The sequence below is a fragment of the Pseudomonas sp. AC211 genome, from assembly GCF_979258055.1.
In genome coordinates, this window is sequence record NZ_OZ409830.1 from 814,067 (window position 1) to 839,146 (window position 25,080).

A 25,080-nucleotide genomic window follows, 5' to 3' on the forward strand; every position below is an offset into this window, starting at 1 on the left:
GTCGCGCAAGCGGGTGTCGCTGTAGGTGGACTCACGCACCGGCTATTAGTTGCCCTGCAACGACGAACATCATGATTGCCACCAACACATCCAGCACCCGCCAGGTCGTCGGCCGCGCTAACCACGGCGCCATCCATGCCGCTCCCAACGCCAAGGTAAAGAACCACAACAACGACGCACTCGCCGCCCCGGCTGCGTAAGCGCCAGGCGCTGCCTGCTGGGCGCCGAGCGAGCCGATCAGCAAGACGGTGTCCAGGTACACATGCGGATTGAGCAGCGTCACCGCCAGCGCCGTCATCAACACCGCCTTGCGTGAACGCGGGCCGGCATTGGCCGCCTCATTCAAGGCTTGCGGTTGGCACGCGCGGCGCAGCGCTTTCACCCCGTACCACAACAGAAACGCCGCACCACCCCAGCGCGCCACGGCCAGTAGCACCGGGCTTTGGGCCAGCAGGGTGGCCAAGCCGAAAACGCCGGCCACCACCAGCACCGCATCACACAACACGCACAGCGCGGCGACCGGCAAGTGGTGTTCGCGGCGCAGGCTTTGGGCCAGAACGAAAGCGTTCTGCGCGCCTAGCGCCACGATCAAACCGGCGGCCACGAGAAGGCCGTTGAGATAGCTCTGCCACATAGTGAGAAGTCCTGATGCTGATTCGTGTGGCGAGTCTGCGCGGCAGCGTTGTATAAGGAAAACGAATCCTGCTGATCGCCTATTAGGAAATTCGATAATGTTCGATTACAAGCTTCTTGCCGCGTTGGCCGCCGTGGTTGAACAGGCCGGCTTTGAACGCGCCGCGCAGGTGCTGGGGCTGTCGCAGTCGGCGGTGTCGCAGCGCATCAAACTGCTGGAAGCGCGGGTCGGGCAGCCGGTGCTGGTGCGCGGCACGCCGCCAGCGCCGACCGACATCGGCCGCCGTTTGCTCAACCATGTGCAGCAGGTGCGCTTGCTGGAGCGCGACCTGTCCGGCCAGGTGCCGGCGCTTGACGAAGGCGCGGCGCCTGAACGGCTGCGTATTGCGCTCAATGCCGACAGTCTGGCGACCTGGTGGGCGCAGGCGGTGACTGCGTTCTGCGCCGAGCATCAGGTGTTGCTGGAACTGGTGGTGGAAGATCAGGAAGTTGGCCTGAAACGCATGCGCGGTGGCGACGTGGCGGCCTGCGTGTGCGCCACCGACAAACCGGTAGCCGGCGCCCGCAGCCTGGCGCTCGGGGCTATGCGTTATCGCGCCTTGGCCAGCCCTGCTTTTATCGCCCGGCATTTCGGCGGCGGTATTACCGCGCCAGGCTTGGCCAAGGCGCCGGCTATTGTCTTCGGCCCGGACGATTTTCTTCAGCATCGCTACCTCGCCAGCCAGGGCGTGGACGGCGCGTTTGCTTACCACCTATGCCCCTCGTCCGAAGGGTTTATACGCATGGCCGAAGCGGGGTTGGGCTGGGGCCTGGTGCCGGAACTGCAAGTGACCGAACTGCTGGAGCGCGGCGCCTTGCAGGTGCTGCAACCTGATCGGCTGATCGACGTGCCGCTGTACTGGCACCACTGGCGCAATGGCGGGGAGTTGCTGGGCGAGATGACCCGCCACTTGCAGAAGGCCACCTCCCAGATACTGGTCCAGATTTAGGGCGCGCCGTGCGTACGCCCGCGTGTGTGGACGTACGTAGCGGCGCGCCCATTTCCGCCTAAATAGGCGTGTTTGGCGATGGTTCTGATCAGCGACCGGAAACTACGGCAATCTTTTTGGCGTACGCGATGTCGGTGTCGGTCATCACGTGGTCGTGGTCACTAGGGTTGAACCAGGTGGTGTTAAAGCCCTGTTCTGGTTCCTTCATGTATCCGTAGTTGTCCCGGTCAATGTTGATGGCCATATATTCGTGCTCGGCCTGGCTGTTGTCGTACGGTTTGCCATCGAACGTAAGCACCGACGGGGCGCTGATAAATTGCATGAGTTCACCAAAAATGTGCTTTCCCAGGACCCCCCGGGTCAACACGGGTTGGTCGTCGTCAGCTGCAGTGGTTTTCTGATGCATGGTTACGTCCTTTCTCGATTGTGGGGTTTTGAAGCAGTGGAAACAGTGGGCGAGGAAGGCTTTGGTCTAAAGCGCCTGCTTCGGCTTTGAGCGTCTGAGCTTTCCGCCCGAGGACTCGGAGCACTGCAGCTTGAGCGCGGAAATCCGGAGCAGACGCTCAGCGCGATGCCTCAGTTGATCTGGTGCGCCAGGGTAGGTGGTAAGCCAGAATCTTGGCTCTACAGGTCACAGCGCCGGTACGCTGTGCTTGCTACAGTCACCGCCATTACAAAAACCATGGCGGTGGGCGATGAAGATTCTGGTGACCGGGGCGAGCGGCTTTATCGGCGGACGCTTCGCCCGCTTTGCGTTGGAGCAAGGGTTGGCGGTGCGTATCAACGGCCGCCGCCCGGAAGCGGTAGAGCACCTAATCAAGCGCGGCGCCGAATATGTGCAGGGCGACCTCAGCGACCCGAGCCTGGTGCGCAGCCTTTGCCACGACGTGGACATGGTCGTGCACTGTGCCGGCGCCGTCGGCACCTGGGGCCGGCGGGAGCATTTCTACAACGGCAACGTAGTGCTGACGCAAAACGTGATCGAAGCCTGCCTCGGCCAAAAGGTGCGGCGACTGGTGCACCTGTCTTCGCCCTCGGTGTATTTCGACGGCAAATCCCACATCGGCCTCACCGAAGAACAGGTGCCGAAGAAGTTCGTCGACTACTACGGCGAAACCAAATTCATCGCCGAACAGGAGGTGATGGCGGCGCAGGAATTCGGTTTGGAAGTGATCGCCCTGCGTCCACGCTTCGTCACCGGCGCAGGCGACACCAGCATCTTTCCGCGCTTGATCGAGATGCAGCGCAAGGGCCGCCTGGCGATCATCGGCAACGGCCTCAATCGTGTCGACTTCACCAGCATGCACAACCTCAACGAGGCGCTGTTCAGCAGCCTGCTGGCGGGCGGGCCGGCGTTGGGCAAGGTGTACAACATCAGCAATGGCGAACCGGTGCCGCTGTGGGATGTGGTCAATTACGTGTTACGCCAGCTCGACCTGCCGCCCGTGACCAAACACGTGCCCGTGGGCCTGGCCTATGCGGCCGCCACGGTGAACGAAACCGTATGCAAGTTACTGCCGGGGCGGCCGCAGCCCAACCTGTTTCGCCTGGGCGTGGCGGTCATGTCGAAAGACTTTTCCCTCGACATCAGCCGCGCCCGACGCGAACTCGACTACGCGCCCCAGACCCCGATCTGGACCGCGCTCGACGAGTTTTGCACCTGGTGGAAAGTGGTCGGCGAAGGCGCTCGCTAAGCGCGTTCCGTCAGCCTCTTAGCGGGCCGGCGTAGCGCGTGTACTTGGCGATCAGTTCGGCTTCGCTGAGTGCCGGCGGGGCGAGCCGGATGTCGGTCAGCTCACTGAGCGTGTGGCCCATTTCGCGGGTTTGTTCGTTATCGGACGCCGCGCAGGCCACCAACATGCACATGATGGCGTCGGGCTGGCTGAGGCGCACGTCCACCTGTTGTTCCTGACGCAGTCGGCGCCGCAGTGTTTGCATGCAATCGAGTACAGATTTAGTCAGTTCCATTCGATTTTCCCCCGTTAACCCAAGGCCGAAGCGGAGCCTGGGTGTGAAAACGTGTGCTGGTCGGGCAGTGTTTTCCGGACTGAATAACCCGCGCGTTTGCCGGCTTGGGCCGATCTGGCGCGGGGTTATCCGCCGCTCGTTGGCGAGCATCAGGGTCATAGCAAATGCTGTACCAGTTCACAAATCCAGGAACTGCGCGCTCCGCAGGCGGTCGATGGGTGTCTCGGCGGCTTTACATGCGCGGCGGCGGTGCGTTATGCCCCATTGGGCACCACCGCTGCGCTCGGTATACTGCGCGCCCTGTCGCTCCAATTATTCACTGCGTGCCCAAAAGGTTGACCCATGCGTAACGACGCTCTCGATGAACTGGACAACGTTCCCAGCCTGACCACTGACGCACGCGACCACGACTTTCCCGCCGACCACCACGACCACGCCCGCCATGCGCCGCTGGACCGTGGCTATGTAAGCCCGCCCGCCAAAATCAAAGGCCCTAGCACGGCGCCGCTGTGGACATTGGTCGCCGCCCTGATGATCGCGTTTGGCGGCTTGGGCTGGTGGAGTCATCAGCAAATCGAGCTGATGAGCCAGCAACTGGTTGCCACGCAAGAAAGCTTCGCCCGCATCAGCGAAGACGCCGCCGGGCGTATTCAGGATATTTCCGGCAAGGTGGTGGCCACGGAGTCCAACGTCACCAGCGGCAGCGAAGCCTTGCGCTTGCAGGTCAAAGGGCTGGAAAGCAAAGTCGCCGACTTGACCAAGCAACTGCAAACCTTGAACAGCAAGCAGGGCGACCAGAGCAAGCGCGTAGAGCAAGTCGCCGCCGACCTGAAAACCCAGCAAGACGCCACCGCGCAGTTCGACAGCAAACTGAAAACCGTGGCCAGCGACCAGGCCGCGCTGAAAGCGGCGCAGGGTGACACCAGCAAGATCGACGCCCAGCTCAAAAGCCTTGGCGCTGACATCGACGCGTTGAAAAAACAGGGCAACCCGAATGTCGCGATTGGCCGGCTTGAGCAGGATTTGCTGGTGCTAAAAAGCGAACAGGAAAACCGGCCGGCTGCGGCGAGTGCCAACACCAGCGAGTTCGACGCCTTCCGTGCGCAGATGACCCGCAACATCAGCACGCTGCAGGCGCAGGTGCAGAATCTTCAGCAGCAGTTGAATGCGCGGCAGTAAGCGTATTTGAGGTAACAAAAAAAGCCCCGCGGAATGCGGGGCTTTTTGTTGGTTTGCGGTAGACCTGGCCCAAACCACCGTCATCCTCGCGCACGCGGCGGTCCGACGATTCGGGATCCAGTGTCTCGGATGGATCGCCGGTTTCCTGACCGATACTGGACCCCGCGTGCGCGAGGGTGACGGTGGCGGGGGAGGGGGCCTCGTCAGTCTAGGGACGTACCTTTCAGCTCAATTCCCCGTCATCCTCGCGAAGGCGGGGATCCAGGCTTTCGGATGGATCGCCGCTCTCCTGAACGATACTGGACCCCGAATCGTCGGACCGCCGCCTTCGCGAGGGTGACGGTGGTGGGGGCGAGGACCTCGTTAAGTCCAGCGTCGCATCTCCCGGCTGCACCCACCGTCCTTCGTTTCGCAGTTTCCAAAGGCCATAAAAAGGGCGCCCACCAGGCGCCCCGTTCCCAACTACCGCAACCCACTCACGCCGCCTGCGAGCTTTCCTCGGCCTGTTTCAACGCTCGGTTCAGCGCGCTGAACAAGGCGCGGAAGCTGGCGGTGGTGATGTTTTCGTCAATGCCTACCCCAAATACCGGACGCCCGCCGTTCAGGCGCACTTCGATATACGCCGCCGCTTTGGCATTGGCGCCCGCGCCGATGGCGTGTTCGTGGTAGTCGATGATCTCCAGGTTCTGCGGCAAGGCGGCAACCAGTGCTTCCAGCGGCCCTTTGCCGGTGCCGTGTTTGCGGCGCAATTCACCGCTGACACTGACGTCGACATCGACGTTGCAGATGCCGTTCTCTTCCTGCAAACGATGGCTTTTCAGGGCGTACGGGCTGGCGGCTTGCAGGTATTCGTTCTGCAACAGGCTGTAAATCTGCTCGGCCGTCATTTCCAGGCCCAGGCGGTCGGTTTCTTTCTGCACAACCTGGCTGAATTCGATCTGCATACGGCGCGGCAAGCTGATGCCGTATTCCTGTTCGAGCAGGAAGGTAATGCCGCCTTTGCCCGACTGGCTGTTGACGCGAATCACCGCCTCGTAGCTGCGGCCGATGTCGGCCGGGTCGATTGGCAAGTACGGCACTTCCCACACGCCGTCTTCTTTCTGCTGGGCGAAACCTTTACGAATGGCGTCCTGGTGCGAGCCGGAGAACGCGGTGTGCACCAGGTCGCCCACGTACGGGTGACGCGGGTGCACGGGCAGTTGGTTGCAGTCTTCAACCACCTTGCGCACGGTGTCGATGTCGGAGAAGTCCAGCTGCGGGTCGATGCCCTGGGTGTACAGGTTCAGGGCGACAGTCACCAGGCACACGTTGCCAGTGCGCTCGCCGTTGCCGAACAGGCAGCCTTCCACGCGGTCGGCGCCGGCCATCAAGCCCAGCTCGGTGGCGGCCACGCCGGTGCCACGGTCGTTGTGGGTGTGCAGGCTGATCAACACGCTGTCACGGCGATCCACATGACGGCAGAACCATTCGATTTGGTCGGCGTAGTTGTTTGGCGTGGCGTTTTCGATGGTTGCCGGCAGGTTGAGAATCAGCGGCTTGGCCGGGGTTGGCTGGAACACGGCGATCACCGCGTTGCACACCTCAACCGAGAAATCGATTTCAGTGGAGCTGAACACTTCCGGCGAGTACTCAAAACCCCACTGGGTCTCAGGCGCTGCGTCGGCCAGGCGCTTGATGATCTGGCCGGCGTTCACGGCAATTTCTTTTACGCCGTTCTTGTCCTGGTTGAAGACGATGCGGCGAAAGCTCGGCGCGCAGGCGTTGTAGTAGTGAACGATGGCTTTTTTGGCGCCTTTGAGCGATTCGAAGGTGCGCTCGATCAGGTCTTCGCGGGCCTGGGTGAGCACCTGAATGGTCACGTCGTCCGGAATATGGCCGCCTTCGATCAGTTCACGCACGAAGTCGAAGTCGGTTTGCGAGGCGGACGGAAAGCCCACTTCAATCTCCTTCAAACCCACGGCCAGCAGGGTTTTGAAGAAGCGCATTTTTTTGTCGGCATCCATCGGCTCGATAAGCGACTGGTTGCCATCGCGCAGGTCGGTGCTCAGCCAGATCGGCGCCTTGTCGATCACTTTGCTCGGCCAGGTACGGTCGGGAATGTTGATCGGGGTGAAGGCGCGGTATTTATGCGACGGGTTTTTGAGCATGCTCATGGCGAATTCCTTTACGAAGCGTGGCCAGATGAGGGTGGCCGACCGGGATATTTGATTTCTATAACAGCGTAGCGCGGCGAGGTGAGCAGTCAGCTTTGCAGTCGCGGACTGACCAGGCACAGGCAGGCGTGTTGGCGCAGCAGAATGAGGGTATGGGGCGTTTTCATGCCGTTAACCCTATTCACTTGGGTTGAATATGGCAACCGGTGCGAAAAATTTGGTGATTTGTAGCGCGGCGGGCCAATTGGCGAAATAAAGTTGTGCGACACGAACCCTTGTTTGGCAAATATTGCGCGAGTACATCGCCGCGTTCGCCTGGGGCTTAATGGTCGCGGGCCAAGGTCGCTACAACGACGCCGGCCCCTCGCTAATGGCGGCCTGGTAGGCGCGCATATCCGCACCGCTCGGGTGCTGGAACACGCGCAAGCCAAACTCCGGAAGAATCGCCAGCATGTGGTCAAAGATGTCTGACTGAATCGCCTCGTACGCCACCCAGGCGGTGGTGTTGGTGAAGCAATACAGCTCCAGGGGCAGTCCGTCGGCGAGTGGCGCCATCTGACGCACCAGCAGGGTCATGTCCTGGCGGATGCCTTGGTGCTGGCGCAGGTAATTTTCGACGTAGGCGCGGAAGGTGCCGATGTTGGTCACGCGCCGGGTGTTCACCGCCACGCGCAGCGGTTCCTCCAACTGACTGTTCCAGCTCATCAGCTCGCTTTCTTTGCTTTTCAGGTACGGCGCCAGCAGTTTGAACTGACGCAGATGCTCGATTTCCTCGGGGTTGAGGAAGTGCACGCTGTTCTGGTCCAGATGCAGGCTGCGCTTGATCCGCCGCCCGCCGGCTTCCTGCATGCCGCGCCAGTTTTTGAACGAGTCAGTGATAAAGCGTTTGGTGGGAATCGTGGTGATGGTTTTATCCCAGTTCTGCACCTTGATGGTGTGCAGGGCGATGTCGATCACATCGCCGTCGGCGTTCAGTTGCGGCATTTCAATCCAGTCGCCGACGCGCACGATGTCGTTCGAGGAAATCTGCACGCTGGCCACCAGCGAGAGCAGGGTGTCCTGGAATATCAGAATCAGCACGGCGGCCATGGCGCCCAGGCCGGAGAGCAGAATCAGCGGCGAGCGGTCGACCAATGTGGCGATCATCAGCACCGTGGCGATCACGTAGATGGCGATTTTGACGATCTGGAAGTAACCCTTGATCGGCCGCAAATGCGCGTCCGGGCGGCGCTCATAAAACGAGTTGGCCAGGGTCAGTGCGCCGCTCACGGCCAGCGCGAGGGTCAGCACAATAAACGCGCCGCACACGTTGCGCGTGACGGTGATGACGCCTTTGGGTAAGTCGGGAATCAGCTCGATGCCGCTGGCCAGAATCAGCGCCGGCACCACGTTGGCCAGGCGCGAAATGATGTGCGAGCGCGCCAGGGCTTTGTCCTGCCCCAAATGGGTGGCGCGCAACATTCGATAAAAGCCGCGCACCAGCACGCGCTTGATCAACCAGTTCGCCAGCCACGCGGCAAACAGCAGCAGCACCAGGGCCAGCAGGTTGTACAGATAAGGAAAGCGTTCCAGCCACTGCACGGCGTTTTCGTAGTGCTGTTGCATGTGCATCGTCCTGTGCAGGCGTTGGGTTGGGCTTACGGCTCGAACTTGCCGATGAAAATGGCGGGGTCTACGCGTACATCATTCAAGCTGACATTCCAGTGCATGTGCGGCCCGGTTGCCCGGCCAGTGGCGCCGACCTTGCCTACCACGCCGCCGCGCGCCAGCACCTGGCCGAGCTTCGCGTCGATTTTCGACATATGGCAGAACATGCTGATAAAGCCCTGGCCGTGGTCGACAAATACCGTATTGCCGTTAAAGAAATAGTTGCCGATGAGAATGACCTTGCCCGCCGCCGGGGTTTTGATCGGCGTGCCGGCGCCTACCGCGAAGTCGAGGCCGGAGTGCGGGTTGCGTTCTTCGCCGTTGAAAAAGCGGCGCACGCCGAAGCGGCTGGAGAGTGGGCCGTTCACCGGTTTGTCGAGCAGCAGGTTGCTGGGCGTGCCGGGACTGAAAGTTTGGTAGGCGCGGGTTTGCTCGGCCAGTTCGCGCTCGATGCGCGTGAGGTCCGCCGGGTTCGGGTTGACCTGGCGCTGGTTTTTCAAGGTGATGCGTTGCTCGGCGTAACGCTTGGCTCCGACGGTAAAGGTCAGCGTGCGGCTGCCGCTGGCATCCTTGGCGAGCACATTCTGCGCGCCGGCTTTGCTGGTCAGCGGCACGCCGACAATCCCCAGCCAGCGCTGCCCTTGTTCATTCACTACCAGCACCGGCTTGCCTTGGTAGGTAGCGGATGGCGTGCCGTTGCCAGCGCCCAGGTCGACAACCGCCACGCCGCCGGGCACCGGCTTATTCAGCAGGCGCGTGATGTAGCTGTCGGCGTGGGCGGGGAGGGCAAGGCAAAACAAGCAGAACAGCACAGCGCGCATGGGCAAGCCTGAATAAAGAGTGGGAAGTCAGTCCAGCAGTGACAAGGTCACCGGGGTCAGGTGGTTATCTTCTACGCGCACGTCGAGCTCGCCTTCGCCCAGGCGCGCTTTAAGGCGTTGGCCGGGCTTGGTTTGCGCGGCGTTGCGAATGGCGTGGCCTTTGTCGTCGAGCAAAATGCTGTAGCCACGGCCGAGCGTTGCCAGCGGGCTGATGGCGTTGAGTGTTTGCGCTTGGCTGTGCAACTGCTGGCGCCGGTCTTTCAGAGCTTCGCGCATGGCGCGTGGCAACCGTTCGTTGAGGCCGTCGAGGCGTTGGCGCAATAAGGCCAGGGCGCGGCCGGGGTGTTGCGCGGCCAGGCGCATGTCGAGGCGGATCAGCCGGTCCTGGCAATTTTGCCGATGGGTGACGAAGGCGCGGCGCAGGCGCATGTCCAGGTCGTCGAGCCGTTGTGCTTGCTGGCGCAGGCGTTCGCCGGGGTGGCGCAGGCGGCGGCTGATGCCGTCCAGGCGCAGGCGTTCGCGCTCGATGCGGTTGTGCATGCGCATCACCAGGCGGCGGTGCAGGCTGGTCAGCCGTTGCACCAACTCGTTGGCGTCGGGCGCCAGCAATTCCGCAGCGGCCGATGGCGTGGGGGCGCGAACGTCGGCGACGAAGTCGCTGATCGATACATCGGTTTCATGGCCGACGGCGCTGATGATCGGGGTTTCGCAGGCGGCAATGGCGCGGGCTACCACTTCTTCATTGAAGCACCAGAGGTCTTCGAGCGAGCCGCCGCCTCGGGCCAGGATCAAGGCGTCAAAGCCGCGCCGGTCGGCGAGCTGCAAGGCACGAACAATTTGCCCGGTGGCTTCGCGGCCCTGCACGGCGGTGGGGATCAGCGTCAGTTGAATGTGCGGCGCGCGGCGGCTGAACACGCTGATGATGTCGCGGATAACCGCGCCGGTCGGCGAGCTGACGATGCCGATGCGTTGCGGGTGAGCGGGCAGGGGCACTTTGTTCTCGGCGGAGAACAGGCCTTCGCTGCTGAGCTTTTCTTTCAATGCCTCGAAGGCCAGACGCAGCGCGCCGTCGCCGGCCGGCTCTACGCTGTCGAGAATCAGCTGGTAATCACCGCGGCCTTCGAACAGTGAAACTTTGCCGCGTACCTTGACGGCCAAGCCATCGCGTAAGGCCTGGCGTACGCGGGCGGCGTTCTGGCGGAACAGCGCGCAACGCACCTGGGCATTGCTGTCTTTAAGGGTGAAATACACATGGCCGGAGGCAGGCTTGGCCAGGTTGGAAATCTCGCCCTCGACCCAGATATTGCTGAACACATCTTCCAGCAGCACGCGTGCGCGGCCGTTGAGTTGGCTGACGGTGAGCACTTCGCGGTCAAGGCCGAGGCGTTGGAACGGGTCTTTGATCATGGCGGGCATGATAGAGGCTTACGCGCCGTGAGCCAAAGGCGCGGGCTGTTAAACTGCACAGTTTTGTATTTGGGGCCGAGCATGGCTGAGCAACAACACATTCTGGTGCCACAGATTTCCACCTTTCCCAACCACGAGGCGCGGGCCCGGCTGATGCTGCGTTGGCTGGTGCAGCGCAACATTGTCGAGCCCGAACTGAGCACCTGCGGGCGCACCGGCAACCGCATGGCCTACGCCATTGCTCCTGGCGCCAGACGCGTTGTCTTGCATCCCGACCGCTTGCCGTTCGGCCAGCCGGTGAATGGCTTGGAGGTAGTGACCAAACGCTGCATCTATACGCCGACGAAGAACTTCCATGAAGAAGCCGGCTGCCCGCAGTGCCGCAAGGAAGTGGGCGAGGCGCTGTTCGACAGCCTGGACGAGTGGATGCCCAAGGTCAGCGACAACTTCACTTGCCCGCTGTGCGGATTTGAAGATGACATCAATGGGTTTCTGTTTTTGCAGCCGTGCGGGTTTTCCAACCTGGGGTTTATTTTCAATAACTGGGGCGAGGCGGCGTTCAAGCCTTCCTTTATAGAAGAGTTTGGCGAGCGGTTGCGGTTTGGGGTGCGGGAAGTGGTGGTTGATTGGGAGTGACACCGCAGTCGGTCCCCTCTCCCTTAGGGAGAGGGGCTAGGGTGAGGGGCCGTTGATTTTGATCTGCGTGACGGCTGGCCCTCACCCCCGGGCCCTCTCCCCGCACGCGGGAGGGGGGAGCAGAGCAGTTGAGTTTGTTTTGGAAAAGCCCACTTCATCTAATTCACCTTTTGCATTGAGCCAAGCTACCCGCGTGGGTATAATGGCGCGCTTCCATTTTCCCGTCCGGGAGCCCCCGCCATGCTGCGTATCAGTCAAGAAGCTCTAACCTTCGACGACGTCCTTCTTATTCCAGGTTATTCCGAAGTTCTGCCTAAAGACGTCAGCCTCAAAACTCGACTGACCCGTGGTATTGAACTGAACATTCCGCTGATTTCCGCAGCGATGGATACCGTTACCGAATCCCGTCTGGCCATTGCCATGGCGCAGGAAGGCGGCATCGGCATCATCCACAAGAACATGACCATCGAGCAGCAAGCTGCCGAAGTGCGCAAAGTGAAGCGCTTCGAAAGCGGCGTGGTGAAAGATCCAATCACCATCGAAGCCGACGCCACCGTGCGTGATCTGTTCGACCTTACCCGCCAGAACAACATCTCCGGTGTGCCCGTGCTGCACAACGGCGATCTGGTCGGCATCGTCACTTCCCGTGACGTGCGTTTCGAAAGCCGTCTGGACGCCAAGGTCCGCGACGTGATGACGCCCAAAGAGCGTCTGGTCACCGTGCGTGAAGGCGCCGACAAACAGGAAGCCCGCGAGCTGCTGCACAAGCACCGCATCGAGCGCGTTCTGATCGTCGACGAAGCCTTCAACCTTAAAGGCATGATGACCGTCAACGACATCGAAAAAGCCAAGGCTTACCCCTTCGCCAGCAAAGATGACCAAGGTCGTCTGCGCGTCGGCGCGGCGGTTGGCACTGGCGCCGACACCGCTGACCGCGTGACTGCGCTGGTCGCTGCCGGTGTTGACGTGGTGGTGGTCGACACCGCCCACGGTCACTCCAAAGGCGTGATCGACCGCGTGCGTTGGGTTAAACAGAACTTCCCGGACGTGCAGGTTATTGGCGGCAATATCGCCACCGGCGCCGCCGCCAAGGCATTGGCCGAAGCGGGCGCTGATGCGGTGAAAGTCGGTATCGGCCCAGGCTCGATCTGCACCACCCGCATCGTTGCTGGTGTTGGCGTTCCACAAATTTCCGCTGTCTCCAACGTTGCTGCTGCCCTTGAAGGCACCGGCGTGCCGTTGATTGCCGACGGCGGCATCCGCTTCTCCGGTGACCTGTCCAAAGCCATCGTTGCCGGTGCGTCCTGCGTGATGATGGGCTCGATGTTCGCCGGTACTGAAGAAGCGCCAGGCGAAGTCGAACTGTTCCAGGGCCGTTCCTACAAGGCCTACCGCGGCATGGGCTCGCTGGGCGCCATGGCGCAGACCCAGGGCTCCTCCGACCGCTACTTCCAGGACTCCGCTGCCGGGGCTGAAAAGCTGGTGCCCGAAGGCATCGAAGGCCGCGTGCCGTACAAAGGCCCGCTGGCCGCCATCATCCATCAATTGATGGGTGGCCTGCGTGCCTCCATGGGCTACACCGGCTGCGCCACCATCGAGCAGATGCGTACTGAGCCTGAGTTCGTGCGCATCACCGGCGCGGGCATGGCCGAGTCGCACGTGCACGATGTGCAGATCACGAAAGAGGCGCCGAACTACCGCGTAGGTTGAGCCTTCAAGCAAATCGTTAAGCAACCGGGGCTGTTCTATTCAGCCCCGAGTTGTTTCTGAACCACGACTGTTACCGATTGATTAGACGAGACTGAATCATGGCCCTCGATATTCACGCCCACCGCATCCTGATCCTCGATTTCGGCTCTCAGTACACCCAACTGATTGCTCGCCGCGTGCGCGAGATCGGCGTGTACTGCGAATTGCATCCGTTCGACATGGACGAAGATGCAATCCGCGAATTTGCGCCCAAGGGTGTGATTCTCGCTGGCGGCCCGGAGTCGGTGCACGTCGCCAACAGCCCGCGTTGCCCGCAAGCGGTGTTCGATCTTGGCGTGCCGGTTTTCGGTATTTGCTACGGCATGCAAACCATGGCCGAGCAGCTGGGCGGCAAGGTTGAAGGTTCAGAGCTGCGTGAATTCGGTTACGCCCGTGTCGACGTGGTCGGCAAAAGCCGCCTGCTCGACGGAATTGAAGACCACGTCGACGCCGACGGCGTGCTCGGCCTCGATGTGTGGATGAGCCACGGTGACAAAGTCACCAAGATGCCCGAAGACTTCCACATTCTGGCCAGCACCCCGAGCTGCCCGATTGCCGGCATGTTCAGCGACGAGCGTCGTTACTACGGCGTGCAGTTCCACCCGGAAGTGACCCACACCAAGCAAGGCGGCCGCATTCTGTCGCGCTTTATCCTCGACATCTGCGAGTGCGAAGCGCTGTGGACGCCGTCGAAAATCGCCGAAGACGCCATCGCCCAGGTTCGCGCTCAGGTCGGCACGGACAACGTGCTGCTCGGCTTGTCTGGCGGTGTGGATTCGTCCGTTGTAGCTGCCCTGCTGCACAAAGCCATTGGCGACCAGCTGACCTGCGTGTTTGTCGACAACGGTCTGCTGCGTCTGCATGAAGGCGAGCAAGTGATGGCCATGTTTGCTGAAAACATGGGCGTCAAAGTGATTCGCGCCAATGCCGAAGAGCAGTTCCTCAACAACTTGGCCGGCGAAGCGGACCCCGAGAAGAAACGCAAAATCATCGGCCGCACCTTTATCGACGTATTCGATGCCGAGTCCAACAAGCTGGATAACATCAAGTACCTCGCCCAGGGCACCATTTACCCGGACGTGATCGAATCGGCTGGCGCCAAAAGCGGCAAGGCCCACGTGATCAAGTCGCACCACAACGTGGGCGGCCTGCCAGAAGAAATGAACCTGAAGTTGGTCGAGCCGCTGCGCGAACTGTTCAAAGATGAAGTGCGCCGTCTCGGCCTGGAACTGGGCCTGCCGTACGACATGGTGTACCGCCACCCACTTCCCAGGCCCGGGCCTGGGCGTGCGCATTCTCGGCGAAGTGAAGAAGGAATACGCCGACCTGCTGCGCCGCGCCGACCATATCTTTATCGAAGAACTGCGCAAAGCCGACTGGTACCACAAAGTCAGCCAGGCCTTCGTTGTATTCCAGCCGGTGAAATCGGTCGGCGTGGTGGGTGATGGTCGCCGTTACGCCTGGGTTGTGGCGTTGCGCGCCGTGGAAACCATCGACTTCATGACCGCCCGCTGGGCGCATCTGCCTTACGAACTGCTCGAAACAGTGAGTGGCCGGATCATCAACGAGATCGAAGGCATTTCGCGCGTTACCTACGACGTGTCGAGCAAGCCGCCTGCGACGATTGAGTGGGAATAACGGTTCTTTCGGTTAGCTGCCGACCAAGGACGGTCGGCGAAAAGCCCGCGTAACTGCGGGCTTTTTTGTGGGCGTGCAACCCGCGTTTCGTTCAAGAAAATATTTTCTCGTTTGTGTTTGCGTATCTTTGTCATTTGCGAGTTATTTTCTAATACAATCTCTTCCGAAAATTTTGGGATGGCGCCGCTTTGCTCGCGGTGCACTGAGTTCCTTCGGCTGACGTTGTTGAAGATCAAGGATCGCAAGCATGCGCAAAAACAAAACGGGGTTTGTGAACGGCCGCTCGGCCAAGCAGCGCACGGCGGCTGCCGTGATGCTTTGTGTGCCATTGGCCGGAGCGCCGATCGGTGTGAAAGCCGAAGAGGCGGCGGCGACCGAAGACGATGCATATCGCCTTGCGCCGATCATCGTGAACGCCAATGCCGACGCTGGCGATGATTCGCAGACTGTCGTGGCACAAGAGTTGTGGGTAGGCGGCAAGGTCGCCACCAGCATCCTCAACACGCCGGCTTCTGTTTCTGTGGTTACGCAGAAGGAAATGGAACAACGCAGCGTTAACACCACCGAAGAAGCGCTGCAGTACACACCGGGTGTGATTACCGACTATTACGGTAGTGATGACCGTAACGACTACTTCCAGATTCGTGGTTTCCAGGCCACAACCTATCGCGACGGGCTGACCTTGAGTTCCATGCGCGGCGTGCGCGAAGACCCGTTTGCCTATGAGCGCATCGAAATTATCCGTGGCGCCAACTCCACGCTTTTTGGCCCGGCAGACGCGGGTGGCTCGGTAAACTTTGTGAGCAAACAACCGCGCTTCAATTCATTCGGTCAAGGCTACGTAACGTACGGTTCGTTCGACCACAAAGAAGTCGGCGTCGATGTGGGCGACGCTCTTAACGACAGCAAAACATTGGCTGGTCGCCTCACCGCCAAGAAGCAGGACGGCGAGCGCGAGTACGATCATTCCCAGGACGACGATGAATTGGTCATGGGTGGCCTGACTTGGGCCCCTACCCAATTCACCTCGGCCACCGTGATTCTGGATCATCTGAAAACCGAGAGTTCGCCCAACAGCGGTGGTTACCCGCTGAACAAAGAGTATGACCGAGACGAGTTTTTTGGCGAGCCTAGCTACAACTTTCATGATGTGGAACGCACCAGTCTGAGCAGCAACATTACTCACGACTTTGACAATGGTTTTGTACTGCGCAGCAATCTGCGTTACACCGAGCTCACCGACGATTTTGGCTATGTGTTCCTTTACGACGATCCCTCGGCAACCGTGGGCAACACTATCCAGCGCTATAAATTTGGGACCGACACGGACACCGACCAGCTGAACGGAAACGTGATGCTGCAATACGATGCGCGCTTTGAGAATATCGACAGCAGCACGCTTGCTGGGGTCGAGTACCTTGACTCGTCCACTGATGCTACGACCGTCTATGACCCTGCTAGCCCAATAGACGTTAGCAATCCGGTTTACACAGGTGTTGCGAGAAGCGCGCGGCCATATCTGGTCCAGAAAGACGAGGCCACGACCAAGTCGCTATTTCTCCAGCAAAATCTGTCGTTCTTCGAACGCTGGATCGTTACAGCAGGAGTGCGTCGTGACTTCATGGAGCTTTCCAGCAAGGGCGTAAATCTTTACACCGGTCCGTTCGACAAGAGCGACGATATTGCCAAGACCTCCTATCGTACGGCTTTGACTTATGTGGTTTCCGAGGAGCTTTCTACATACGTCAGCATGGTGGAATCGGTGTCGCCACCTGAGGCCGGGGTGGATCCAGAAACTGGCAAGCAGTACGAAGTGGGAATTAAATATGCGCCGATGGGCATGAATGCGCTTTTCTCTGCCGCTGTTTACGATTTGAATCAGGAAAACGTGTCCAGTGCCGTCCAGCTCGACAGTGGCTTGATTGAGCAGCAAACCGTTGGTGAATCTCATGCGCGGGGCCTCGACTTAGAGGCCAAAGTCGAACTGACCGAAAACGTTAGCCTTGTTGGTGGTTACTCATACCTTGATTCCGAAGTTGTTAAGGGCGAGGTAGACAAAGGTGGCAGAACGGTCTCGATTAAAGGTAATGAACTTGCTACTGCGCCGAAGCATTCTGCTTCGCTCTGGAGCTACTACGACATTCCTGCTACCGACATTAGTGTGGGGTTCGGTGCTCGTTATCTAGGGTCGTACAACTTCACTAACGAGAACCTCGGCAAAACGGACGGCGAAACCCTCTTCGACGCCGCCCTCAACTACAAAATCTACAAAGGCACCGATCTGGCCCTCAACGTCAGCAACCTGCTGGATGAGCAGCACGTAGTAGGTTCTGGTACTGCCAACTTCTACAACCCCGGCCGCGAGATCACCGCCAAGGTCCAGCTACAACTGGTAACCCGGCGCCAGGCTTTTCTAGCCTTCGTCCACTGACGAAAGCCCGCCTTGCCCAGGCGGGCTTTCGCGCTCGCAGCACAGAGGACGCGATCAGATGCATGCAGGCCAGGGCGGCCTTCGGTCATAATGCGCGGCGGCCTTACGTGCCAATCCGCTTCTCGAAGCCGGTCCACCAGAGACCGGCCACTACCCGAATTCCTGATGGGCCAGCGAAGTCCCTTATCGTCAAAAGGTGTCTGTACCCATGTCTTTTACACGTCGACAAATTCTCGGTGGCCTGCTCGGTTTGACCGCCGTTGGCCTTGGTGCCGGAGGAGTACGTTATTGGCTTGGACGGCCGCTGGGCAGCACGACCCATGATTACGAATTGATCGCCGCGCCCATGGATTTGGAGTTGGTGGCCGGTCACAAAACCCCGGCCTGGGCCTATAACGGTTCGGCGCCAGGCGTTGAGCTGCGCAGCCGTCAGGGCGATTGGTTGCGGGTGCGCTTTATCAACAAACTCAGCGAACCCACCACCATTCACTGGCATGGCATCCGCCTGCCGTTGGAAATGGACGGCGTGCCCTATGTGTCGCAACTGCCGGTATTGCCGGGCGAGTACTTCGACTACCAGTTCCGCACCCAGGACGCCGGCAATTTCTGGTACCACCCCCATGTGTTGAGCAGCCAACAATTGGGCCACGGCCTGGTCGGGCCGCTGGTGGTGGAAGAGCGCGAGCCGACCGGCTTCAAGCACGAGCGTTCGTTGAGTTTGAAAACCTGGCACATCGATGCCGAAGGCGCGTTCACGCCGTTTAGCATTCCCCGTGAAGCCGCGCGCGGCGGTACGGCGGGCAGCTACTCGACGATCAATGCCGAGCACTTGCCGACTATCGATTTGCCGGCTGGGCAGATTGTGCGGTTGCGCATCTTCAACCTCGACAACACCGTGACCTACCGCCTCAACTTGCCAGGCGCTGATGCACGTTTATATGCGTTGGACGGCAACCCGATCGAGCCGCGCCCGTTCGGCAAGGAATACTGGATCGGCCCTGGTATGCGCGTATGCCTGGCGTTGAAAGTGCCCGAGGCGGGCGTTGAACTGCCGCTGCGCAACGGCCCGGTGCGCCTGGCCACGTTCCGCTCGGCGCCGAGCGACGAAGTGGCTGGCGACTGGCCGCCGCAACTGCCGGCCAACCCGATTCCGGAACCGGATTTGCACAACGCCGAAGTGCTCGACTTCAAGTTCGAGTGGGTGGCGCTGTGTCGGTCACCACCAACGGCCGCGCGCCGGCGTTCTGGCAAATCAACGGCAAGGCCTGGGATATCAACGACAAAACCTGCGCCGACCGGCCCATCGCCAAAATGAAGCTGGGGCAGACCTACATCCTCGAATTTCGCAACATGGCCCAGTACCAACACCCGATTCACCTGCACGGCATGAGCTTCAAAGTGCTGAGTTCGGACCGCAAGAAAATCATCCCGTACTTCACCGACACCTATCTGCTCGGCAAGAACGAAAATGCGCGGGTGGCGTTGGTCGCCGATAATCCAGGCGTGTGGATGTTCCACTGTCACGTGATCGACCATATGGAAACCGGGCTGATGGCTTCCATCCTCGTCGAGTAAATGGATTAGGTACGGCATGAGAAAAGTGCAGATCATCGACCGCAGCCAGGACTCGCACCATGCGCAAGCCCTGGCGCTCGCTGCACAGGGCGCTAGCCTTGGCGAGGTGCCGGTGGGCGCGGTGCTGGTGCAGAACGGTGAAGTGATCGGACGCGGCTTCAACTGCCCGATCACTGCCCATGACCCCAGCGCCCATGCCGAGATGGTCGCCATCCGCGCGGCGTCTGCTGCCGTGGAAAACTACCGGCTGCCCGGCAGCACGCTGTACGTCGCGCCGGAACCGTGCAGCATGTGCGCCGGGTTGCTAGTGCATGCGCGCATCCACCGCGTGGTGTTCGGCGCCACCGAGCCGAAAGCCGGTGCCGTGCAGAGCCGAGGCAAATTCTTCGACCAGATCTTTCTTAACCATCGGGTGATGGTGGAGGGCGGGGTGTTGGCAGGAGGAGCGCAGCGCGGTGTTGAGTGAGTTTTTCAAACGGCGGCGGGCGAAGGCCGAATAACCCTTTAGAACAATCATCCGTCATCCCCGCGTTCCCGAGGATGATGGCATTCCAAAAGCACTCATGTTTATAGCGCCGCCGGCCCGTTACCGTCCTGCTTGGGCTTTTCATATTGGGAATATGCAGATTGCCTTCGGCCATCTGCCCGCCTTCCAGTTGCGGTTGCGTCACCCAGGTGAGGATGTCGTAGTAGCGGCGAATGTTCTGCACGAAGTGCACCGTTTCGCCGCCTCGGCGCATAGCCGTATTTGGTTTTGCTGTACCACTGCTTTTGCGACAAACGCGGCAGCATGGATTTCACGTTCAGCCACTTATTCGGGTCCAGTCCTTCGGCTTCGGCCAGCTTGCGCGCGTCGCCATAGGTGAGCGATGCCGATGTTGTAGGCAGCCAGGGCAAACCAGGTGCGGTCCGGCTCGGTCAGTTCGGGAGCGAGGTTTTCCAGAATCGAGGCGAAATATTTGCTGCCGCCGTTGATGCTCTGTTTTGGGTCCAGGCGGTTGGACACACCCATGGCCTCGGCGGTGTTTTGCGTCAGCATCATCAGGCCGCGCACGCCGGTTTTCGAGGTCGCGTTGGGTTGCCACAACGATTCCTGATAACCGATGGCCGCAAGCAAACGCCAGTCCAACTCATAGGTTTTGCCGTTCTGGCGAAAGTGCTGCTCGTAACGCGGCAACTTCAGTTGTTGCAGGTGCTTGGCGAAGGTATAAGCGCCGACGTAGCCCAGCATATCCACATGGCCGTAATAACGGTCTTTCAAACGCTGCAGCACGCCGTTGATTTTCACCCGCTCAAGAAAGGCATTCACTTCCTTGAGCAGGCTGTCGTCGGTGCCCGGCGGCAGCGCCCAGCCCAGGGTGTTGGCATCGCCGAAGTCGAAGGCCACGCGCACGTTGGGGAAATACACCTGGTTCATTGCCAGCTCGTTGGAATCCACCAGCGTCAGGTCGATTTGGCCTTCGTCGACCATGCGCAGCAGGTCGACGATTTCCACGGCGTCCGACTCTTCGTAGTTCAGTTCGGGGTATTGGCCTTTAAGGCGTGGCGAGCTGTTCAGCGTGGCTGCTGCCTTTAAGCACCATGATGCGTTTGTTGAGCAAATCTTCCGGTCGAGTCGGGCGGTTCTCGCCGTTGCGGTAGATGATCTGCGGGGTGACTTCGAGGTACGACTGAGAAAAGCGCGCCTGATTCATCCGCCCCTTGCTGCTGACCAAACCGGCCGCAGCCAACGCCGGACCGTTTTCCTGGTTGAGGCGGGTGAAGATTTCATCGAGGTTGTCGGCGGTCTCGATCTTCAGTTCCACGCCCAGGTCGTCGGCGAAACGCTTGACCAGCTCGTACTCGAAACCGGTCTCGCCGTTGCGGTCCTGAAAGTAAGTCGCGGGGCTGTTACGGGTGAGCACACGCAGCACGCCATCCTTTTGGATGCGCTCAAGGAGCTGTCGGCTGAGGCCTCGCCGCAGCCGCAGAGCAACAGCAGGAGAGTGGCTGCCGCCAACCATTTCTGGGGGCGTTTGTGCAGCGAGGTGTGTGCAGGCATCGGCGGAGTATACGCAAAGCGCTGAAGTCGCCATATCTCGACAGCCGGGCCGCTCTTCTGCTAGCGCAAAACTGTCGACTGGGTCCCCGTCGCGAGTGCCTTGGCGGGAGGTTTGCGTTAGAATGCACGGCCTCAAAGCACCCCCCTTCCCGAGGCTTTCCCCGAGATGTTGATCCTGCGCGGCGCTCCAGCCCTTTCTGCCTTCCGCCACGGCAAGTTACTCGACCAGCTGACTGCCAAAGTCCCCGCCGTTACTGCGGTGTACGCCGAGTTTGCCCACTTTGCCGAGGTGACCGGTCCGCTCACCGGCGACGAAGAGGAAGTGCTCGCCCGCTTGCTCAAGTACGGCCCCAGTGTGCCGGTGCAAGAGCCAAGCGGTCGTCTGTTCCTGGTGCTGCCGCGTTTCGGCACCATTTCCCCGTGGTCCAGTAAAGCCAGCGACATTGCACGCAACTGCGGCCTGGCGAAAATCCAGCGCCTGGAACGCGGCATCGCCTACTACGTAGCCGGCGAATTCAGCGACGCCGAGGCCGAGCTGATCGCCGCTTCCTTGCACGACCGCATGACCCAATTGGTACTCGGCGATCTGGAACAGGCCGCCGGTCTGTTCAACCACGCCGAGCCCAAGCCGCTCACCGCCGTCGACATCTTGAACGGTGGCCGCGCCGCGCTGGAAAAAGCCAACAGTGACCTCGGTTTGGCCCTGGCCGACGACGAAATCGACTATCTGGTCGACGCGTTTGTAAAGCTGGGTCGCAACCCGCACGACATCGAACTGATGATGTTTGCCCAGGCCAACTCCGAACATTGCCGTCGCCAAAATCTTCAACGCCAGTTGGGATATCGACGGCGAAAGCCGAAGAAAAGCCTGTTCGGCATGATCAAAAACACCTTCCAGATGCACGGCGAAGGCGTTCTTTCTGCTTATAAAGACAACGCCGCCGTTATCGAAGGCTCGGTAGCCTGGCGTTTCTTCCCGAATCCTGAAACCCGCCAATACGGCGCGGTGCAGGAGCCGGTGCATATTCTGATGAAGGTGGAAACCCACTAACCACCCGACCGCCATCGCGCCGTTCCCGGGTGCCTCTACCGGCTCGGGCGGTGAAATTCGCGACGAAGGCGCCACCGGCCGTGGCGCCAAACCGAAAGCGGGCCTCACCGGTTTCACCGTGTCCAACCTGCAAATTCAGGTTTCGGTAGCCGTGGAAACCCCATACGGCAAGCCTGAGCGCATCGTTACCGCTGGACATCATGATCGAAGGCCCGCTGGCGGCGCTGCATTCAACAACGAATTCGGTCGTCCGGCACTCACCGGTTATTTCCGTACCTTCGAACAAAGCATCACCACCCCACGCGGCGAAGAAGTGCGCGGCTACCACAAGCCGATCATGCTCGCCGGCGGCATGGGCAACATCCGTGCTGAACACGTGCAGAAAGCGGAAATTACCGTTGGCCCGAAACTGATCGTGCTCGGCGGCCCCGCCATGCTGATCGGTCTGGGCGGCGGCGCCGCTTCGTCGATGGCCACCGGCGCCAGCTCGGCTGACCTCGACTTCGCCTCCGTGCAACGGGAAAACCCGGAAATGAGCGCCGTTGCCAGGAAGTGATCGACCGCTGCTGGCAGTTGGGCGACAAGAACCCCATCAGCTTTATCCACGACGTGGGCGCGGGCGGTTTGTCCAACGCCTTCCCCGAATTGGTGAACGATGGCGGCCGTGGTGGTCGATTCGAATTGCGCGCCGTACCGAACGACGAGCCGGGCATGGCCCTCGCACGAGATCTGGTGCAACGAATCGCAAGAACGCTACGTGCTGGCCGTTGACGCCGCCGACTTTGAAACTTTCAAAGCCATCTGCGAGCGCGAGCGCTGCCCGTTTGCCGTAAGTCGGCGAGGCCCTGGCCGAACCGCAACTGACCGTTGCCGACAGCCACTTCGGCAACAACGCCGTCGACATGCCACTCGAAGTGCTGCTGGGCAAAGCCCCGCGTATGCACCGTTCGGCCACCCGTGAAGCCGAGCTGGGCGATGATTTCAACGCCGCCCGCCTCGAGCTCAGCGAAGCCGTGGAGCGCGTGCTGCATCACCCGGCCGTTGCCAGCAAAAGCTTCCTGGTCACCATCGGCGACCGCACCATGCACGGTCTGCTGCCCGCGACCAGATGGTCGGCCCGTGGCAAGTGCCGGTGGCCGACTGCGCCGTTACCGCCACCAGCTTCGACGTTTACAGCGGTGAAGCCATGGCCATGGGCGAGCGCACGCCGCTGGCCCTGCTCAACGCGCCGGCCTCGGCCGCATGGCCATTGGTGAAACCCTGACCAACCTGGCGGCCGCGCGCATCGGCAAGCTTTCCGACATCAAACTGTCGGCCAACTGGATGTCCGCTGCCGGCCACCCAGGCGAAGACGCCCGTCTGTACGACACCGTGAAAGCGGTCGGCATGGAGTTGTGCCCGGAGCTGGGCATCACCATTCCGGTGGGCAAAGACTCGATGTCGATGAAAACCCGTTGGAGCGAAGAGGGCGCGGACAAGAGCGTGACCTCGCCGCTGTCGCTGATCGTGTCGGGCTTCGCGCCGGTGCTGGATATTCGCAAAACCCTGACCCCGCAGCTGCGCATGGACAAGGGCGAAACCGACCTGATTCTGATCGACCTCGGTCGCGGCCAGAACCGCATGGGCGCCCTCGATTCTTGCCCAGGTCTACGGCCAGTTGGCGCCAGGCGCCGGACGTCGATGACGCCGAAGACCTCAAAGCCTTCTTCGCCGTGATCCAGGGCCTCAACGCCGACGGCAGCTTGCTTGCCTACCACGACCGTTCCGACGGTGGCCTGTTGGTCAGCGTGCTGGAAATGGCCTTTGCCGGCCACTGTGGCTTGAACATCGTGCTCGACACCGTGGCGCACGAACCGCGAAGAACTCGCCGCCGTGCTGTTCAACGAAGAACTGGGTGCGGTGATTCAGGTTCGCCAGGACGCCACCCCGGAAGTGCTGGCGCAATTCAGCGCTGCCGGTTTGGGCGACTGCGTGGCCGTGGTCGGTCAGCCGTTGAACAATGCCGAAGTGAACATCAGCTTTAACGGTGAGTCGGTGTTCACCGGCGAGCGCCGCATGTTGCAGCGTGAGTGGGCAGCGACCAGCTATCAGGTGCAGCGTCTGCGCGACAACGTCGAATGCGCCGAGCAGGAATACGACGTGCTGCTGGACGAAGCCAACCCGGGCCTGAGCGTGAAGCTGGGCTTCGACGTGAACCAGGACATCGCCGCGCCGTACATCAAGAAGAATGTGCGTCCGCAAGTGGCGGTGCTGCGCGAGCAGGGCGTTAACGGTCAGGTTGAAATGGCCGCTGCCTTCGACCGCGCCGGCTTCAACGCGATTGACGTGCACATGAGCGACATTCTTGCCGGTCGCGTTAGCCTGGAAGAGTTCAAAGGCCTGGTGGCCTGCGGCGGTTTCTCTTACGGCGACGTGCTGGGTGCCGGCGAAGGCTGGGCCAAATCGGTGCTGTTCAACAACCGCGCCCGTGACGCGTTTAGCGCTTTCTTCGAGCGCAAAAGACAGCTTCACCCTCGGCGTGTGCAACGGTTGCCAGATGATGTCCAACCTGCGCGAGCTGGTGCCCGGCAGCGAGTTCTGGCCGCACTTTGTGCGCAACCGCTCCGAGCAATTCGAAGCGCGCGTGGCAATGGTGCAGGTGCAGGATTCGGCCTCCATCTTCCTGCGTGACATGGCCGGTTCGCGTATGCCAATCGCCATCGCCCACGGTGAAGGCCATGCCGAATTCGAAAGCGAAGAGGCGTTGCTGGAAGCGGATCTGTCGGGCTGCGTGTCGCTGCGCTTTATCGACAACCACGGCAAGGTCACCGAAAACTACCCGGCCAACCCCAACGGTTCGCCGCGTGGCATCACCGGCCTTACCAGCCGCGACGGCCGCGTGACCATCATGATGCCGCACCCGGAACGCGTGTTCCGTGCGGTGCAGAACTCGTGGAAGCCCGAAGAGTGGGACGAAGACGGCGCCTGGATGCGCATGTTCCGCAATGCTCGCGTCTGGGTGAACTGATAGGTTCACCGCCGTGAGCGAACAACGGGAGCAGGGCAATCCTGCTCTTGGTGTTAACGAAGAATTCCCCGTCACTTCCCGAGGTGCGCTTGCTTCAGGCCGGCGCCACCTTGCGGTTGTGCACCTGTGGCCAATCAGCCCAGCTCCCTGACTGC

General features: G+C 60.8%; 12 protein-coding genes and 6 pseudogenes. 10 read left to right on the forward strand and 8 right to left on the reverse strand.

Annotated features, from left to right (window positions below; all coding sequences use genetic code 11):
* Nucleotides 1–31: 31 nt before the first annotated feature.
* Nucleotides 32–634 (reverse strand): LysE/ArgO family amino acid transporter, encoded by a 603-nt coding sequence (locus ACZZZP_RS03930; RefSeq protein ID WP_463381867.1) that lies wholly within the window; start codon nucleotides 632–634, stop codon nucleotides 32–34.
* A gap of 97 nt (nucleotides 635–731) precedes the next feature.
* On the opposite strand from ACZZZP_RS03930, the gene ACZZZP_RS03935 reads away from it, so the two are divergent.
* Entirely contained in the window at nucleotides 732–1,622 is an 891-nt protein-coding gene (locus ACZZZP_RS03935; protein WP_463381868.1) for a LysR family transcriptional regulator ArgP, read from the forward strand.
* An 88-nt stretch (nucleotides 1,623–1,710) separates the two neighbouring features.
* On the opposite strand, the gene ACZZZP_RS03940 is transcribed toward ACZZZP_RS03935, so the two are convergent.
* Nucleotides 1,711–2,028, reverse strand: a complete 318-nt coding sequence (locus ACZZZP_RS03940) for a hypothetical protein (RefSeq protein ID WP_122492789.1) — start codon at nucleotides 2,026–2,028, stop codon at nucleotides 1,711–1,713.
* Between the two features lie 289 nt (nucleotides 2,029–2,317).
* On the opposite strand from ACZZZP_RS03940, the gene ACZZZP_RS03945 reads away from it, so the two are divergent.
* Nucleotides 2,318–3,316 carry an NAD-dependent epimerase/dehydratase family protein gene (locus ACZZZP_RS03945; protein ID WP_122492788.1) on the forward strand — a complete coding sequence of 333 codons (999 nt, stop codon included), beginning with the start codon at nucleotides 2,318–2,320 and terminating at the stop codon, nucleotides 3,314–3,316.
* Nucleotides 3,317–3,326: 10 nt separating this feature from the next.
* Here the strand turns inward: ACZZZP_RS03945 and ACZZZP_RS03950 are convergent, their stop codons facing one another.
* Complete coding sequence (locus tag ACZZZP_RS03950; RefSeq protein WP_122492787.1) at nucleotides 3,327–3,590, reverse strand: hypothetical protein; 264 nt, start codon at nucleotides 3,588–3,590, stop codon at nucleotides 3,327–3,329.
* A 342-nt stretch (nucleotides 3,591–3,932) separates the two neighbouring features.
* Here ACZZZP_RS03950 and ACZZZP_RS03955 point away from each other — a divergent pair, with 342 nt between their 5' ends.
* Nucleotides 3,933–4,769: an ATPase gene (locus ACZZZP_RS03955; protein WP_463381870.1), complete on the forward strand. Its 837-nt coding sequence runs from the start codon at nucleotides 3,933–3,935 to the stop codon at nucleotides 4,767–4,769.
* Nucleotides 4,770–5,245: 476 nt separating this feature from the next.
* Here the strand turns inward: ACZZZP_RS03955 and leuA are convergent, their stop codons facing one another.
* The 4 genes from leuA to xseA form a co-directional block, all read right to left on the reverse strand.
* Entirely contained in the window at nucleotides 5,246–6,922 is a 1,677-nt protein-coding gene (gene leuA / locus ACZZZP_RS03960; protein ID WP_463381871.1) for a 2-isopropylmalate synthase, read from the reverse strand.
* Between the two features lie 345 nt (nucleotides 6,923–7,267).
* Entirely contained in the window at nucleotides 7,268–8,527 is a 1,260-nt protein-coding gene (locus tag ACZZZP_RS03965; protein WP_463381872.1) for a mechanosensitive ion channel family protein, read from the reverse strand.
* Between the two features lie 32 nt (nucleotides 8,528–8,559).
* Nucleotides 8,560–9,390 carry a peptidoglycan DD-metalloendopeptidase family protein gene (locus ACZZZP_RS03970; protein ID WP_463381873.1) on the reverse strand — a complete coding sequence of 277 codons (831 nt, stop codon included), beginning with the start codon at nucleotides 9,388–9,390 and terminating at the stop codon, nucleotides 8,560–8,562.
* A 27-nt stretch (nucleotides 9,391–9,417) separates the two neighbouring features.
* On the reverse strand, nucleotides 9,418–10,797 hold the full coding sequence (xseA, locus tag ACZZZP_RS03975) for an exodeoxyribonuclease VII large subunit (RefSeq protein ID WP_122493128.1): 1,380 nt from the start codon (nucleotides 10,795–10,797) through the stop codon (nucleotides 9,418–9,420).
* 81 nt (nucleotides 10,798–10,878) lie between these two features.
* Here xseA and ACZZZP_RS03980 point away from each other — a divergent pair, with 81 nt between their 5' ends.
* From ACZZZP_RS03980 to tadA, 6 genes and pseudogenes are all read left to right on the forward strand, one after another.
* Entirely contained in the window at nucleotides 10,879–11,433 is a 555-nt protein-coding gene (locus ACZZZP_RS03980) for a sugar ABC transporter ATPase (protein WP_463381874.1), read from the forward strand.
* Between the two features lie 240 nt (nucleotides 11,434–11,673).
* Nucleotides 11,674–13,143 (forward strand): IMP dehydrogenase, encoded by a 1,470-nt coding sequence (guaB, locus tag ACZZZP_RS03985; RefSeq protein ID WP_463381875.1) that lies wholly within the window; start codon nucleotides 11,674–11,676, stop codon nucleotides 13,141–13,143.
* A 98-nt stretch (nucleotides 13,144–13,241) separates the two neighbouring features.
* Nucleotides 13,242–14,820 (forward strand): annotated as a pseudogene (gene guaA, locus ACZZZP_RS03990) (glutamine-hydrolyzing GMP synthase).
* Nucleotides 14,821–15,133: 313 nt separating this feature from the next.
* Nucleotides 15,134–17,216: pseudogene (locus tag ACZZZP_RS03995) on the forward strand (TonB-dependent siderophore receptor).
* 243 nt (nucleotides 17,217–17,459) lie between these two features.
* Nucleotides 17,460–18,826, forward strand: a pseudogene (locus tag ACZZZP_RS04000) (multicopper oxidase family protein).
* 16 nt (nucleotides 18,827–18,842) lie between these two features.
* Nucleotides 18,843–19,326: pseudogene (gene tadA / locus ACZZZP_RS04005) on the forward strand (tRNA adenosine(34) deaminase TadA).
* Nucleotides 19,327–19,434: 108 nt separating this feature from the next.
* Here the strand turns inward: tadA and mltF are convergent.
* A pseudogene (gene mltF / locus ACZZZP_RS04010) lies at nucleotides 19,435–20,867 on the reverse strand (membrane-bound lytic murein transglycosylase MltF); the annotation flags it as partial.
* Between the two features lie 166 nt (nucleotides 20,868–21,033).
* On the opposite strand from mltF, the pseudogene purL reads away from it, so the two are divergent.
* A pseudogene (gene purL / locus ACZZZP_RS04015) lies at nucleotides 21,034–24,925 on the forward strand (phosphoribosylformylglycinamidine synthase).
* Nucleotides 24,926–25,080: the final 155 nt, after the last annotated feature.